At 40.5% G+C, this 15,140-nt stretch carries 15 protein-coding genes; 3 read left to right on the top strand and 12 right to left on the bottom strand.

Annotation, left to right across the window (positions count from 1 at the left end):
• Positions 1 to 230 precede the first annotated feature (230 nt).
• Positions 231 to 1,061 carry a pyrroline-5-carboxylate reductase gene (gene proC, locus AR328_RS09100; RefSeq protein ID WP_066293863.1) on the top strand — a complete coding sequence of 277 codons (831 nt, stop codon included), beginning with the start codon at positions 231 to 233 and terminating at the stop codon, positions 1,059 to 1,061.
• A 92-nt stretch (positions 1,062 to 1,153) separates the two neighbouring features.
• Positions 1,154 to 2,173, top strand: a complete 1,020-nt coding sequence (gene namA, locus AR328_RS09095; protein WP_066293860.1) for an NADPH dehydrogenase NamA — start codon at positions 1,154 to 1,156, stop codon at positions 2,171 to 2,173.
• A 71-nt stretch (positions 2,174 to 2,244) separates the two neighbouring features.
• Here the strand turns inward: namA and AR328_RS09090 are convergent, their stop codons facing one another.
• The 11 genes from AR328_RS09090 to mce form a co-directional block, all read right to left on the bottom strand.
• The gene (locus tag AR328_RS09090; RefSeq protein WP_066293857.1) at positions 2,245 to 3,195 is read right to left on the bottom strand and encodes a hydroxyacid dehydrogenase; all 951 of its coding nucleotides are present in this window, start codon (positions 3,193 to 3,195) and stop codon (positions 2,245 to 2,247) included.
• Positions 3,196 to 3,253: 58 nt separating this feature from the next.
• The gene (locus tag AR328_RS09085) at positions 3,254 to 4,273 is read right to left on the bottom strand and encodes an ABC transporter substrate-binding protein (RefSeq protein WP_066293855.1); all 1,020 of its coding nucleotides are present in this window, start codon (positions 4,271 to 4,273) and stop codon (positions 3,254 to 3,256) included.
• 44 nt (positions 4,274 to 4,317) lie between these two features.
• Positions 4,318 to 5,169, bottom strand: a complete 852-nt coding sequence (locus AR328_RS09080) for an ABC transporter permease (RefSeq protein WP_066293853.1) — start codon at positions 5,167 to 5,169, stop codon at positions 4,318 to 4,320.
• Positions 5,170 to 5,189: 20 nt separating this feature from the next.
• Positions 5,190 to 5,942 carry an ABC transporter ATP-binding protein gene (locus AR328_RS09075; protein ID WP_197414437.1) on the bottom strand — a complete coding sequence of 251 codons (753 nt, stop codon included), beginning with the start codon at positions 5,940 to 5,942 and terminating at the stop codon, positions 5,190 to 5,192.
• Positions 5,943 to 6,689: 747 nt separating this feature from the next.
• Positions 6,690 to 8,042 (bottom strand): sodium-dependent transporter, encoded by a 1,353-nt coding sequence (locus AR328_RS09070; protein WP_066293852.1) that lies wholly within the window; start codon positions 8,040 to 8,042, stop codon positions 6,690 to 6,692.
• 55 nt (positions 8,043 to 8,097) lie between these two features.
• Positions 8,098 to 9,030 (bottom strand): ribonuclease Z, encoded by a 933-nt coding sequence (rnz, locus tag AR328_RS09065; RefSeq protein WP_066293851.1) that lies wholly within the window; start codon positions 9,028 to 9,030, stop codon positions 8,098 to 8,100.
• An 84-nt stretch (positions 9,031 to 9,114) separates the two neighbouring features.
• Positions 9,115 to 10,401 carry a DNA polymerase IV gene (locus AR328_RS09060; protein WP_066293849.1) on the bottom strand — a complete coding sequence of 429 codons (1,287 nt, stop codon included), beginning with the start codon at positions 10,399 to 10,401 and terminating at the stop codon, positions 9,115 to 9,117.
• Between the two features lie 113 nt (positions 10,402 to 10,514).
• Complete coding sequence (locus tag AR328_RS09055; protein ID WP_066293846.1) at positions 10,515 to 10,988, bottom strand: chemotaxis protein CheW; 474 nt, start codon at positions 10,986 to 10,988, stop codon at positions 10,515 to 10,517.
• Between the two features lie 104 nt (positions 10,989 to 11,092).
• Entirely contained in the window at positions 11,093 to 12,214 is a 1,122-nt protein-coding gene (locus AR328_RS09050; RefSeq protein ID WP_066293843.1) for a tripeptidase T, read from the bottom strand.
• A gap of 53 nt (positions 12,215 to 12,267) precedes the next feature.
• Positions 12,268 to 13,818, bottom strand: a complete 1,551-nt coding sequence (locus AR328_RS09045) for an acyl-CoA carboxylase subunit beta (protein WP_066293840.1) — start codon at positions 13,816 to 13,818, stop codon at positions 12,268 to 12,270.
• Positions 13,819 to 13,827: 9 nt separating this feature from the next.
• Positions 13,828 to 14,232, bottom strand: coding sequence for a methylmalonyl-CoA epimerase (gene mce / locus AR328_RS09040; RefSeq protein ID WP_066293834.1), 405 nt, complete (start codon positions 14,230 to 14,232; stop codon positions 13,828 to 13,830).
• A gap of 230 nt (positions 14,233 to 14,462) precedes the next feature.
• On the opposite strand from mce, the gene prli42 reads away from it, so the two are divergent.
• On the top strand, positions 14,463 to 14,558 hold the full coding sequence (prli42, locus tag AR328_RS23295) for a stressosome-associated protein Prli42 (protein WP_156422666.1): 96 nt from the start codon (positions 14,463 to 14,465) through the stop codon (positions 14,556 to 14,558).
• 39 nt (positions 14,559 to 14,597) lie between these two features.
• Here prli42 and AR328_RS09035 read toward each other — a convergent pair whose 3' ends face one another.
• On the bottom strand, positions 14,598 to 15,110 hold the full coding sequence (locus AR328_RS09035; protein ID WP_066293823.1) for a L,D-transpeptidase: 513 nt from the start codon (positions 15,108 to 15,110) through the stop codon (positions 14,598 to 14,600).
• Between the last annotated feature and the right edge of the window lie 30 nt (positions 15,111 to 15,140).

Genomic DNA, 15,140 nt, shown 5'->3' with positions numbered 1-15,140 from the left:
ACCTACCTTATGAGCAGTTAGGAAAACCTAAACGAGCTTCCGGCGTTAACGGAATTGAGATGCCTTTTTCAAGAATATGCCCTTCTTGAAAAGGGTAATTAAGGTGGTACCACGAAAAGCAAAAGTCCTTTCGTCCTTTACATGGATGAGAGGGCTTTTTTTATTTTCTCTGAACGTTCATAACTACTGTTTAATAAAACAATAACTATTAATTTAAGGAGGGTCACAACATGAAGAAGATAGCTTTTATCGGTGCAGGGTCAATGGCAGAAGCATTAATTTCTGGTTTAGTTGAAAATAAATTAGTTGATAGCAAAAGGATTTGGGTTACAAATAAGGCTGATCAAGAAAAATTAACTGAGCTTCAGAACCGCTACGGAGTCCAATCAACTTATCAATTAGATGAGATTTTTCAAGATACTGATATTGTTTTTCTCGCAATGAAGCCTAAAGATGCGGCAGAAGCCATTTCACGAATAAAGAATTACTTAACAGAAGAAATCCTTGTGATATCCGTTTTAGCTGGAGTAGGAATAAGCAGTATTGAAAAGCTGGCGGAAAAGCCACTCGCTGTTGTGAGAGCGATGCCGAATACATCTGCAGCTGTAGGAAAATCCGCAACTGCACTTGCCATAAATGATAAAGTATCGAACGAGCAAATGAGGCTAGTTTCGAAAATGTTTGAAACCGTTGGCCTAACGACGATTGTGCAGGAAGAGCAGCTTGACGCAGTCACTGGATTGTCAGGCAGCGGGCCAGCCTATATATACTATCTCGCGGAAGCAATGGAAAAAAGTGCAATGGACATCGGACTTGAAAAAACGGTTGCGAAGGAATTGATTGTGCAAACATTACTTGGTGCGGCTGAAATGCTCTCAAAGTCAGCGAAAGAGCCAAAGCAACTTCGTAAAGAGGTGACGAGCCCAGGCGGAACAACTGAAGCAGGAATTAAAATTTTGGACTCCTACAGTGTACAAAATGCGTTTATTGATTGCATTAAAGAAGCTGCTGCACAGTCAAAAAGACTTGGGAAAGCATTCGGTTCCGAAATTAGCGTGTAAAAGCGGAGCACTTAAAAAGGGATGGGGCAGAATTTTTTTATAAAAGGAACTTCCTTGATATACTATTTATGAAGGAAAAAAGGAGGCTCTTTATGGATACAAAGCTGTTTTCCCCGTTTACAATTAAAAACACAACCTTTAAAAATCGAATTGTCATGTCGCCAATGTGTATGTACTCTTGCCCGAATGAAGACGGGAAGGTGGAAAATTGGCATCGAACTCACTATACAAGCCGTGCTGTCGGTCAAGTCGGGCTCATTATTATTGAAGCAACAGCTGTTACGCCACAAGGACGAATTTCTCCGAATGATTTAGGAATTTGGAGCGATGAACATATTGAGGGACTAAAAGAGCTAACTAATTTAATGAAGGAATACGGCTCAGCAACTGGTATCCAGCTTGCCCATGCTGGGAGAAAAGCAGTTCTTGAAGGAGAAATTATTGCCCCTTCTGCACTCGCGTTTAATGAACAAATGAAAACACCGAAGGACATGTCGGTCGAAGACATTCAAGACACGATTGATGCATTTAAGCAAGGAGCTGTAAGAGCAAAAAAAGCAGGTTTTGATGTCATAGAAATTCATGGGGCACACGGCTACCTGATTAATGAATTTCTCTCCCCATTATCAAACAAAAGAACAGATCAATATGGGGGCTCTGCAGAAAATCGTTATCTATTCCAGCGTGAGATCATTAATGCCGTTAAATCTGTTTGGGACGGACCGCTTTTTGTTAGAATATCAGCAAATGATTATCATGAAGAAGGCTTAAAAGTGGACGATTATGTTCTCATGGCAGGCTGGATGAAGGAGCAAGGCGTTGACCTGATTGATTGCAGTTCGGGTGCGGTTGTTCCTGCTAGAATACATACGTATCCAGGCTACCAAGTACCGTTTGCCGAAAAAATTAAAAAAGCTGCTGATCTATCAACAGGCGCAGTCGGTTTAATCACATCCCCTCTTCACGCCGAAGAGATCCTGCAAAATAATCGCGCTGATTTAATCTTTATCGGACGCGAGCTTCTGCGGGATCCATATTGGCCGAGAACTGCTGCCAAAGAGCTCGGAGTAAAAATCGAACCGCCGAAGCAATATGAGCGGGGCTGGGTATAAAAAATAAAACAGGATGGGGAATTACTCCATCCTGTTTTATGATTTTTTTTCGCAATCTGATCTTGCCACCCTTATACAAGACATAGCGATGCTTTCCCATCAAGCACTTTTCCAACCTCTTGTGCAACTAATAAGGATATCCGAACTTGAGACTCGGTCGTCAGCCCGGCAATATGTGGTGAAAAAATGACGTTGTCTAATTGCAGCAGCGGGTTCATCTGATCGATCGGCTCCGACTCCAAAACATCTAAATATGCTCCCGCAATCGTTCCTTCTTTCAATGCGCAGTAAAGGGCTTCTTCATCTATAATACCACCCCTAGAAGTGTTTATTATATAAGCCGATTGTTTCATGGACGATAGCTGTGACTCAGATATTAAATTTTTTGTTGATGAGGTAAGTGGAACATGTATGGAAATAAAGTCAGCTGAGCTTAACACATCTTCCAACGTATGTTTCAATTGAACTGATGTTTCTGCAACGATATGATCATGTGAGGTTAAAAAAGGATCGTATCCGATTACATTCATGCCGAACGCTTTTGCCCGTTTCGCAACGCGGTGGGAAATTTCGCCGAGCCCAACGAGCCCAATCACTTTATGAAAAATTTCCCTGCCCGTATGTTGCTTCCGGTCCCAGTTTCCTTTTCTAACATCCTCATTTGCTAAAAAAAGCGGCCGGTTCGCCATCAATATTGCCGCCATTACATATTCTGCAACAGAGGTGGCATTCGCAAAACGAGGAACAACCGTTTGAATGCCGCGTTTTTTCGCATCGTCTACAGCAATGTTTTCCAAACCGACTCCTAACCTGCCAATTACCTTTAATTCAGGAGCCTTCTCAAGCAGTTCTTTATCAACCTTTGTTTGATTCCGTACGATGAGTGCATCAACATCATTGACCTGCGAAAGAAGGGCCCCGCGGTCATCCCATAAATGTGGGTCGTAATGAACATCAAAGCCCAGCCTTTTCAATTCCACAAGTCCTTCTTCCCACATTACTTCGGTGACCAATACTTTCATGGTATACCCTCCCTCAAAATAAATTTAATTTATCTTTTGAAAACTATTCGTACAACCATCAGCAATCACCAGGTTTGCCTAGATTCTCATGCAGGATATCCTCACAAGCAGGGATTTTGTCGATCATTTTCAATTCCTTCATGACCTCAGCAAAATTGATGAATCCATTAGGCTTGGAAGTATACTTAATATAGTCTTGCGTTATCCATTCTTTGTACTGTTCTGCCGAAGGTTTGCCATCGGAATCTTTTGAAAGAATTTCGGCTGCTTGAACCGGATCATCGTTTAGCAAATCAATCGCTCGTTGAACGTTTTTGTATAAAACATCCATTGTTTCGCGATTAGCGTTATAGTAATCTTCTGTAACCCAAATACTATTGAAGGTATGTTCCCCGAAAAGATCATAGCTTTTTAAAATGATGTGTGCACCCTCGGCTTCCTCTTGCATTTGGTATGGCGGGGCAGTAAGATGCGCAGCAATTTGATCACTTAAGAGTGCTTGCATAGCGGTTGGATGCTCTAATGCGACCATATTTTCATCTAAACCTCTTGCGTCACCCAGTTCTTCAAGCGCACCTTTTCGTAAAACAACAGATTGAATTGAATCCAGCCCGGGCATCGCAATTTGATCTTTTGGGCCGAAGTCTTTTAAACTTTGTTTGTTTGGATCTTTACCCATAAGCCATAACTCCATGTTGTCCATTGAGCTCAAAATTTTCCATTTTACTCCCTTATCCCAACCGAGAAGAAAGGGACCAATTCCGCCTGCACCAACTTGAATTTGACCGGCAAGGAGACCATCTCTAATCGCAGCACCCGAAGCCAAGGTTTTCCATTCAATATTCACATTAGGAAGTTCTTCATCAAGCCAAGCCATTTCGCGTAAAATAGTTAATGGAGCATATCCAAGACCCGGCTGAACAACAATGGTCATGTTTTGTTTGGCAACATTTTTATCGCCATCTTTTTGGCTAGCCGGTTCAGCCGAACCTCCGCCGCATCCAGCAAGAACTAGAATCATCGTGAATACTATAACCATAATAATGGAATTTTTCTTTGAACCCCGAACTTTCAACATCAATCAACACCCCTTTTCTAATTTCCGATATACTGAAGATTTGTTTATTTACCTTGAGCCTTCATACCCCACCTGATAACAGTTTTCTTCTCAATTTGGTTGAACAACACATCAAACAATATCCCAATCAAAGAAATCGTCACAAGACCGGCAAACATATCAGGAATTTTCAAGAAGAAACGCGCCTGACTGATAAAAAAGCCAAGACCGCCTCCGCTGCCCGCAACACCAAAAACCAACTCAGCAGCAATAATGGTCCGCCAGCCAAATGCCCATCCTGTCTTTAGACCAGAGATCATATGAGGTAACGCAGCTGGCATGTAAACGTCTTTTACCAATCTCCATCCGCGCAGTCCCAAATTTCTCCCTACCATTAGAATTGTTGGAGAAACCGTGCGAAAACCCATGCTAACATTGATTGCAATTGGCCATGTGATTGCATTAGCCAGTACAAAAACTAGAGAAGTAGGGGTTAGGCCAAACCAAATAATTGCTAGAGGCAACACACCTATTGCCGGAATTGGATTTAATACCGCCGTAAGTAATGTAAGTAAATCATTTCCTATTTGCGTCCAAGTAGCAAGAGTAGTTAATATTGCAGCAACAACAATCCCTATAAACATACCGAGAAGTAATATTTTCATTGTAGCTACAGTTACGCTCAAGAGAGTTCCATTTATCCAATTTTGCCAGAACACTTTACCTATTTCGGAAGGGCTTGATAAGAGTAAAGGGTTTATATCCATAACCTTAAAAGTAATTTGCCACAATAGCAGAATAACGACTAAAAGAGTTGTTTGTCTTGCCCATGCGGGTAGCTGGGACCATGAAAAATTATTTCCTTTTACTTTACTTTTCACTGGCGCTTCTTTAAGAACCTTACTTTCTATCGACATATTTGTCACCCCCTATTAATCTAGCTTCCTAATAGTTTACGCAAGTGTTGTTGTATCTCGATGGATTCGTCGCTTTCCAAGTTTTTGGCCTTATCTGAAACATTGACAATTTCAGCAATATACGATGGTGGATGAGTAAGTACGATGATTCGATCAGCGAGAAGCACTGCCTCTTCAATACTATGAGTGACAAAAAAGATAGTCACACGTGTTTTTTCAGCAATTAACCTTAGCTCTTCCTGTAAGCGAGTGCGTGTAAGCGCATCCAAAGCACCAAATGGTTCATCCATCAAGAGCATTGAAGGTTCAAGGGCGAGAGCACGTGCAATGGCTACACGTTGTTTCATACCACCAGACAACTGATGTGGAAATAGATCATGAGCCCTTGCAAGATTTGTCATTTCAAGGTAGTATTTTGCGCTTTCAATGGCTTCACTTTTTTTCCGACCGGTGACCCTTAGTGAATAAACTAAATTATCGAAAACTGTTCGCCAAGGAAAAAGTTGATCATGCTCCTGAAAGACAACAGCACGGTCAGGCCCAGGCTCTAGGTCAGTACGTCCCGCAAGTAAAATATCGCCAGCGATAGGCTTGTTAAATCCAGCAATCGTCTTTAACAAAGTCGATTTTCCACATCCCGAAGGTCCGATCATCATGATTGTTTCTCCAGACCGAATATCAAAGCTAATATCATTGATTACTAGGTTAAATTCATTTTCAACTTCGTACCCAATCTTTACATTTTTTACGGATAATATTTGTTGTGGCTGCACGTTTTCTCTTTGCTTACCTGTCTGGGAATCGCCATAAAGGTTTCTATCTAGCGTGGGTATTTGTTGTTGATTTCCCATCTCGTACTGACCTCCTTATAATTTGAAGCCGAACAAATTTATGTGAACCTGGAAAGCAATTTTACGAAATCCAGTCTTCGACATTATGTTCGGACAACAAGTATGTGGTATTACCGATAGTTTTAAAATCTTTCACAAAATTACAAAATAGGTGTTGGAATGATCCTATAAGAATGGCAATCATCTTTTTCAAATTCGCTGTTTTTTGCCTCCTTCATCATAATTAAATATGAAATTTAGGAGTAGGATCATCTCAGGCGCAGTGACCCTACCACTTGGGTATCATTAAACCATTTTCGTAAAAATTAGTCAATACTAACTTTTGTGAATTTTCGGAATAAATTATACAAACGATCTATATATACTATTTTGTAAACTATTTGAAGAACTGAATGTACAGTTTCGCGCAGCAATAGTTTAGTTAATAGAAAGCGTTGTATGTAGGGAAATTGTACAACCGCTTTGTAAAGACGGTTGTAATGACCACTAAGAAAATACTTTTAAAATATAACGAAGTTTTTAAATATTTTTTTTGGGTTAGGGGATTTCTTTAGGGGTAGACCTGCCTAACAATATGAGTGGGCTGGTCTAAATAATAATACAGGATGGGGGTAACTCCATCCTGTTTTGTTCTTTTTCGCAAATAAATTTCCGCTGCCTGCTTTTCATCTACATCTTTTTAAAAATTCCTAAAGAATCAATAAATACAATAAGAATGACAAGCGGAACGACATATCGCATCAGTAAAAACCACACAGTAAAAATTAGATGGAATCCTTTTGATCCTTGAATCAATTCACTTCTTAATAAATCTTTTTTCATTTTAAAAGAAACGAAAATAGAAATCAGAAATGCACCAGTAGGCATTAAAATATTGCTGACTAGAAAGTCTGCGCTGTCGAAAATGCTTTTTCCGAAAAATGATATGTCTGAAAGCGTACTAAAAGATAAAGCTGATGGGATCCCAACAATAAAAATAGCTGTACCAATCATCCAGGCTTTCGAGCCTCTTCCTTTTCCCTTTTTGCTGTTGACTGCTGCGACAACGATTTCTAACATAGAGAATGCAGACGTAAGCGTTGCAAATAAGAACAAAGCAAGGAATAGCAGCAAAAACCATTTCCCAAAAATAATTTGGTCGAAAACAGATGGCAAAACAATAAATAGAAGCCCCGGTCCTGCTGTTGGCTCAAATCCTAAAGAGAAAACAGCCGGAAAAATAGCCAGCCCAGCAAGAAGCGAAATAAAAAGATTCATGATGACGACAGATAATGCCGGCTGAAGCAGGTTTTCCTTTTTGGATAAATAAGAGCTATAGGTGACCATGACTGAAACACCAACACTCAATGAGAAAAATGATTGCCCCATTGCATAAAGAACGCTTTCTGACGTTAAGCTTGAAAAGTCAGGTTTTAAGAAGAAACTTACTCCTTCCATTGCGTTATTCAATGTAAGTGAGCGGATTATTAAGATAATAAATAATATAAACAAAGCAGGCATCATGATTTTACTAATTTTCTCAATTCCTGCTTGTACGCCTCTAGCAACTACCATGATCGTAATGATAAGGAAGATGGCCTGGGAAATAACAACTGAAACTTGGCTGGATACAGTTGTGCCAAACAGGGATTCATAATCGACACTTCCTTGTGCTCCGACAATATCCGAAATATTATAGTACAAATATTTTATAATCCAGCCGCCGATGACACTATAAAAGGATAATAACAGAAAGCATGTAAACACACCTAAATAGCCAATCCAATGCCATTTTGACTTTGGGGCAATCGCTTTATAAGCTGAAATCGCTTCTTTTCCAGTACTGCGACCAATGACAAATTCACCAAGAAGAAGCGGAAAACCTATTAGCAGGGAAAATATTAGAAATAATAAAATAAAGGCACCGCCTCCGCTCACCCCTGTTACATACGGAAGCTTCCAAATCGCGCCGAGTCCAATTGCCGAACCCGCTGAAGCTAAAATAAAACCTATTTTCGAAGACCACTGTTCATCATGCTGCATCTTGCTTCCTCCAGAAATCAAATATTATGCCAATATATTATGTCAATAAGAAAGTTTAATTACTTTTCTCAACTGCTACAGAGAGCTCTTTAAAGTCATTTGCCATTTCGGTATTTGGGAAAATAGCTTCCGATTCTTGAACTAATCTTAGCCAATCCTTTCGATCGTAGCGCGAACTGATATGTGTCAGGCAAAGCTTTTTTGCACCTGCTGATTTCGCAACCTCTGCTGCTTGTGTTGTTGTGGAATGATAATATTCATAGGCAAGATGTTCCTCACCCGCAGAAAAGGTTGCTTCATGAATAAGCAAATCTGCCCCATTAGCCAATTCAATAGCCGCCTCACATTTTCGAGTATCTCCAAGGATTGTCACGATTCTTCCCTTTTGCTCTGGTCCTAAGAATTCAGATGGATGAATAACACGGCCATCATCAAGAACGACCCTCTCCCCATTTTTAATCCTTTTATAAAGAGGTCCTGGCTTTATGCCTGCCTCTAGGAGCTTGTCCGCTAGGAGAGTTCCAGGTCGATCCTTTTCCACAATTCTATAACCATATGAAGGAATTCCATGCTCAAGAAGACGTGCTTCAACGATAAATTCCTCATCTTCAAAAATGATCCCTTCATCTATTTCAATAATTTCTAGAGGATATTTTAAATAAGTTTGGCTAATGGATAGAGATACTTCCACATAATCTTTTATGCCCTTTGGTCCATATAAGGATACCTCCGATTCTCCGCCTTGAAAGGAACGGCTTGAAAGCAAACCAGGCAAACCATAAATATGATCGCCGTGAAGATGTGTAATAAATATTTTTTCAATTCTTCGAGGCTTAATTGATGTATGTAAAATTTGGTGCTGAGTAGCTTCTCCACAATCGAATAGCCAGATGGATCCTCGTTCCTCCAGCAGCTTTAACACGATAGAAGTTACATTTCTCGCCTTAGCAGGCATACCGGCACCTGTTCCTAAGAAAAAAACATCCATAAATATTCTCCTTTTTCAGTTACAGCTCATTATTTTTTTACTATACCATACCCTTTCCATTGGATAACAACTAGCTAAATCTTTCTACTCTTTTTCTTGATCTGAATGTGTAGATAAATCATGAAGAAAATCCTTATTAAAGCTAGTCTCTGTTCCGATTCCTTGCTGTTGCTTTTTTATTTCCGGCATGCCGGCAGCCGTATCAATTATCTGCGCCCCATATTTTTCACGCAAATGAGAGAGGGCCTCAAACAACGGTTCCTTCTTCGCTTCCGTTTCATAGCTAAATAGATCAAGCTGTTTAACCGCTTCATTATGTTCCACTAATTCCATGCCTGTAACTCCCAGCAGCCTTACAGGGTCGCCATTCCAATGTTTTAAAAATAATTGCTTTGCGGCTGCAAAAATATCTTCGCTTTTTTGAATCGGGTTTGATAGCTTTTTGCTTCTTGTCACTGTTTTTCTATCCTTATAACGAATCATGATACTTAAAGAAGCAGCAAGAACCTTTTTTCTTTTGAGCCGAGTGGAAACGGTTCCTGCAAGATCCTCTATTACATGAAGCAGCTCTTGCTGATTAAAGTAGTCTCGCGGCAGAGTAGTAGAATTCCCTACACTTTTGAATTCAGAGGCGGCTTCTGGATCGACCATTCTTCGATCAATCCCATTTGCCCTTTCCTTTAAACGAAGGCCATTGATCCCGAGTGCCGATTTAAGCTGGATATCATTGGCGGCTGCTAGATCTCCAATCGTTTGAATATGTATGCTCCGCAATTTTTCTCCCGTTTTCCTTCCGACTCCATGCATGCTTTCAACTTCCAAAGGCCAAAGAATAGCAGGGACATCTCTTTTCCTTAAAACGGTAATACCCATTGGTTTTTTCATATCAGATGCGGTTTTTGCCAAAAATTTATTTGGGGAAATCCCAATACTGCAAGGCAAATCAAGCTGATTTAAAATTTGCTTTTGAATTTTCTCGGCAATTTCGGGCGGTGTTCCGTGCTCATAGCTATTTGTTATATCAATATAACCTTCATCAATCGAAACGGGTTCAACAAGTTCAGAATATTCATTAAGAATCTCAAACATTCCGATGGAAGCGGCACGATATCTATCAAAATTCGGCTTTTTAACAATAAGCTGCGGGCAAAGCTTTTTCGCCTCCCAAAGCGGCATAGTTGTTCGAACACCAAAGCTTCTTGCCTCATAGCTGCATGTTACAATGATCCCTCTCCTTTCGGCGGGATTCCCTGCGATTGCAAGCGGCTTCCCTTTTAATGTGGGATCATATGCCATTTCGACTGACGCATAGAAACTATTCATATCAACATGTAAAATGACTCGGCCATTTTTCGGATACATTTGTTTCATGCTGACACTTCCCTTTACTTATTCTGATACTATTTTACCAAATCATTAAGGCTCCTTCATCTTGCAAGGTTAAAAAAAACAGAGGATGGCCAATCATCCCCTGTTTGAAAATATTATGTAACTTTCTGTGATTTCATAAATTCTTGAATTTGCTTGATTCCTTCTAATGATTGGACCATTTGCGAAGGATCTATTAAAGTAATAATTCGAGAATCTAAATTAGCAATACCCGTAAAATAGGTTGTTTTTTTGTATGCGATCAGCCCAAGCTGCTTTAATTTATCAGGCGGAATGTCGATGATTTCCTTGGCATCCTTGACAATGACTCCGATTGACAGATCATTTGTCTGCAAGACAATAATCTTTGTTGTTTCATTTGACCTTGTAGGCTGATTATATAGAACTCTTTCAAAATCGATAACAGGGATCAAATCTCCTCTTACTTTAAAAATTCCATTCACATATTCAGGCAGATGAGGGATCGGCGTAATTCCTTCTATTTTTTCTATTGAAATGACAAATCGAATCGGAATCGCATATTCTTCATTTCCTACTTGAAACACAACCACTTTATTCGTCTCTCCCAAATGCAACCCCTCCTAATCTAGTGGGTAATTTCCCCTATCCTTATATTACTAAAGGGAGAGGTGTTTTGGAAGAAAATATTGCTTTTATACCCATATACATGTCATTACTGAGCCGCAACTTCCTCAATGATGGCAATCACCATTTCCGCCAATTTATTCAATTCCTCGATTGGCATACGCTCATTAGTCGTGTGAATTTCTTCATAGCCGACAGCAAGGTTGACTGTTGGGATGCCGAAACCGGCAATGACATTGGCATCGCTGCCTCCCCCGCTTTTCAATAACTCACAGCTGCGGCCGATTTTTGCTGCAGCTTTTCTGGCAACTTCGACAACATGATCGCCTTCTCCAAATTTAAAGCCCGGGTACATGACTTTAATTTCAACATCTGCTTTTCCACCCATTTCTTCAGCAGCACTCTCGAATGCTTCCTTCATTTTACGGACCTGAGCTTCCATTTTTTCATTCACTAAAGAGCGGGCCTCGGCTAAAATATCCACGCGGTCGCATACGATATTCGTTTGAGTTCCCCCTTCAAAACGGCCAATATTAGCTGTTGTTTCCTCGTCAATTCGGCCTAAAGGCATTCTTGAAATCGCTTTTGCAGCAATTGTGATGGCTGAAACCCCTTTTTCTGGAGCAACGCCAGCGTGAGCTGTTTTCCCATGAATGGTTGCTAACACCTTTGCTTGTGTTGGTGCAGCAACAATAATGTTTCCAACTTTGCCATCGCTGTCTAGCGCGTAGCCATACTTGGCTGTCATTAGTGATGGATCAAGTGCCTTTGCACCAACAAGGCCAGACTCTTCCCCAGCCGTAATGATAAATTGGATAGTGCCATGTGGAATGCTTTGTTCTTTAAGAACTTTTATAATTTCAAGCATAACAGCAAGTCCAGTTTTATCATCTGCTCCAAGTATGGTTGTCCCATCTGAAACAACATAGCCGTCCTTAATCGATGGTTTAACCCCTTTAGCCGGAACAACTGTATCCATATGGGAGGTGAAATAGATTGTGTCTACTCCCTCTTTTGTCCCATGAAGCGTGCAAATCAAATTGCCTGCACCGTGCCCTGTCTGTGCTGTCGTATCATCCTCAAATACCTCTACACCTAAGTCAGAAAACTTTTGTTTTAAAACTTTTGCAATTTCAGCTTCATATTTTGTTTCTGAATCTATTTGGACTAGCTCCAAAAATTCGTTAAGCAAACGTTCCTCATTAATCATTCTTTTTTCCTCCAATTATTCACATTAAGTATCTGTCTATTATAAATTCAATTTTAAAGCGGAATGTTTCCGTGTTTCTTCTTCGGTCTGGATTCCTGCTTATTCCGCAGCATCTCAAGGGCTTGAATGAGTTTGATTCTTGTTTCACGAGGGTCAATGACATCATCAACCATCCCTCTGCTTGCCGCAACATATGGATTAGCAAATTTTTCACGGTATTCTTCAATTTTCTGTGCTCTAGTTGCCTCCGGATCTTCACTGTTTTGAATTTCCCGAGCGAAAATAATATTAGCCGCCCCTTGAGGCCCCATAACTGCAACCTCTGCATTCGGCCAAGCAAAAACAAGGTCAGCACCAATCGCCTTACTATTCAAAGCCACATATGCCCCTCCAAAAGCCTTTCGCAAGATGACGGTTAGCTTTGGAACAGTTGCTTCCGAATAAGCGTATAAAATCTTGGCACCGTGGCGGATAATTCCCCCATGCTCTTGTTTAACACCAGGGAAAAAGCCTGTTACATCCTCAAAAGTGATAATCGGAATATTAAAGGAATCACAGAAACGAATAAATCTCGCAGCCTTATCAGATGAATCGATATCAAGGCCGCCAGCCATGAATTTCGGCTGATTGCAGACAAGACCAACGACTTCACCCTTTATTCTCGCTAAGCCAACAACAATGTTTTTTGCAAAGTCCTGATGAATCTCCGTAAAGGACTCATGATCTACTACCTGTTCTATAACCTTCCGTACATCATAAGGACGTACAGCATCGAACGGGATGACATCTGTTAAGTCCGGACGATAATCGTCCTCATTGTCTACAAGCAGCATTGGTGGCTTTTCCTCATTGTTTTGCGGCAAATAGCTTAGTAAATGGCGAACTTGTTCGATGACCTCCGCTTCTGTCTTGCCTTTAAAATGCGCATTGCCGCTAATCGTATTATGTACGTTTGCTCCGCCTAAATCCTCAGCAGATATTTGCTCCCCTGTAACCGTTTCAATTACTTTAGGTCCTGTAATAAACATTTGGCTCGTATTTTCAACCATGAAAACAAAGTCAGTGATCGCAGGCGAGTAGACTGCTCCACCCGCACATGGGCCCATGATGACGGAGATTTGTGGGATCACACCAGAATAAATTGAATTTCGGTAAAAGATATGGCCATATCCGTCTAATGATACAACACCTTCTTGAATTCTCGCACCGCCAGAATCATTCAAGCCAACAAATGGCGCCCCATTTTTGGCAGCTAAATCCATCACATTAGCAATTTTTTTCGCATGCATTTCACCAAGTGCTCCCCCGAAAACCGTGAAATCCTGAGAAAATAGAAAAATTGGTCTGCCATTTACTTTTCCGTACCCAGTTACAACTCCGTCCCCAGGCCCCTTTTGTCCTTCCAGTCCAAAATCCGTACAGCGATGCTCAATAAACGGATTTAGTTCAACAAAAGTCCCTGGATCAACAAGTAAATCAATTCGCTCTCTTGCCGTTAGCTTCCCCTTCTCATGCTGCTTTGCAATTCTTTCATCCCCCCCGCCAAGTTCAATTTCTCTTCTGCGGTCATATAATTCGTTAATCTTTTCATAGATGTCTGCCATGATCCTCATTCATCCTTTCCTTTCGCACAATTCATAAAGCACTTTTCCTGTAGATTTTGGATGCATAAAGGCGATCTGTGCTCCACCTGCCCCTATTTTTGGAACTTCATTCAGCATGGATATTCCTTTTTCCTTCATTTCATTAATCCGATCCTGGATGGATTCCACACCTAATGCTACATGATGAAGACCTTCTCCGCGATGCTCGATAAATTTTGCGACAGCGCTTTCAGGATTAGTCGGCTCCAATAGCTCGAGCTTCGTATCTCCGGCTCCCAGGAAAGCAACTTTAAGCTTTTCACTTTCCACCTCTTCAATGCCAAGCAGAGGAAGCTTTAGAATGTCTGTATAGAACGGCAGTGCCTCCTCAAGTGAGCGAACTGCAATTCCGATATGATCAATCTTTTTAATCATATGTTCCCCTCCAATTGCTATCCTTTTAAAATTATAATCGTTTCTATACTAAAGTGAAACATCCATCCTGAATTGGACTTTTTAACACAAGCCTGGAAGTTGCAAAAAAACCGTCATATTATGTATTCTCTAAATATGTCGAAAAATCCTTTCGAATTCGAGCGGTTGTTCATTTTGATTTTTCCTAGTAAAATGTAAGTAAGAGAATATAGATTCAAGGGGGAATTATTTTGTCTAATAAAAAAGCACGTAAAATCATCGTATATTTAATGATTTTTGCAATGCTGGCATCTTCATTGTTAGTTGGAGCCTCATTTCTTTTCTGATAGAATTTAAAAAGCAGTGGAAGAAATCCACTGCTTTTTTCATTGAATCGCCCCGTAGGAACGCCCAATATCTTCGAAATCATTCGGAGAGGTAACAATTAATATTTTCGTGCCGACTGGAACCAAATCATATAAAGATTCGACTGCTTCATTTTGCAGGCGGATACAGCCTTGGGAAACATATTTTCCAATGGATGCCGGATTATTTGTGCCATGGATTCCATACATTCTTCCATCGGTTTCCGCTGCATCAAAACCAATCCACCTTGTTCCTAAAGGATTCTCGGGATCCCCGCCTTTAATATCTTTTTTCCGATAATAAGGATCCTTCGCTTTTACCGTAATCGTAAAAAAACCTTCAGGTGTTAAATCTTCTTTCTTGCCTGTTGCCGCAGCGATCACTGTTTGAACTTTATTATCATGAATAAAAGCAACTTCATTTGTTTTTTTGTTGACTATGATAAAAGGATCGCCTGGCACCGGGTTTTGCCCAAGAGGCCAGATCGGCGAGATCGCAAGTACCATCATCAGCGAATAAATGAGCTTAAGCATGTGATCACCAACCTTTTTAGGAGTTAGTTT

Origin of the sequence: Bacillus sp. FJAT-29937 (assembly GCF_001509555.1) — a bacterium.
GTDB lineage: Bacteria > Bacillota > Bacilli > Bacillales > Cytobacillaceae > Cytobacillus.
This window is presented reverse-complemented; position numbering and strand designations above follow the sequence as displayed.

Coding starts and splice junctions, on each gene's coding strand:
- AR328_RS09090 (WP_066293857.1), bottom strand. CDS start 3,195: ATGAAAGTATTGGTCACCGAAGTAATGTGGGAAGAAGGACTTGTGGAA.
- namA (WP_066293860.1), top strand. CDS start 1,154: ATGGATACAAAGCTGTTTTCCCCGTTTACAATTAAAAACACAACCTTT.
- AR328_RS09045 (WP_066293840.1), bottom strand. CDS start 13,818: ATGGCAGACATCTATGAAAAGATTAACGAATTATATGACCGCAGAAGA.
- AR328_RS09035 (WP_066293823.1), bottom strand. CDS start 15,110: ATGCTTAAGCTCATTTATTCGCTGATGATGGTACTTGCGATCTCGCCG.
- AR328_RS09050 (WP_066293843.1), bottom strand. CDS start 12,214: ATGATTAATGAGGAACGTTTGCTTAACGAATTTTTGGAGCTAGTCCAA.
- AR328_RS09085 (WP_066293855.1), bottom strand. CDS start 4,273: ATGTTGAAAGTTCGGGGTTCAAAGAAAAATTCCATTATTATGGTTATA.
- proC (WP_066293863.1), top strand. CDS start 231: ATGAAGAAGATAGCTTTTATCGGTGCAGGGTCAATGGCAGAAGCATTA.
- AR328_RS09080 (WP_066293853.1), bottom strand. CDS start 5,169: ATGTCGATAGAAAGTAAGGTTCTTAAAGAAGCGCCAGTGAAAAGTAAA.
- AR328_RS09060 (WP_066293849.1), bottom strand. CDS start 10,401: ATGAAACAAATGTATCCGAAAAATGGCCGAGTCATTTTACATGTTGAT.
- mce (WP_066293834.1), bottom strand. CDS start 14,232: ATGATTAAAAAGATTGATCATATCGGAATTGCAGTTCGCTCACTTGAG.
- AR328_RS09070 (WP_066293852.1), bottom strand. CDS start 8,042: ATGCAGCATGATGAACAGTGGTCTTCGAAAATAGGTTTTATTTTAGCT.
- rnz (WP_066293851.1), bottom strand. CDS start 9,030: ATGGATGTTTTTTTCTTAGGAACAGGTGCCGGTATGCCTGCTAAGGCG.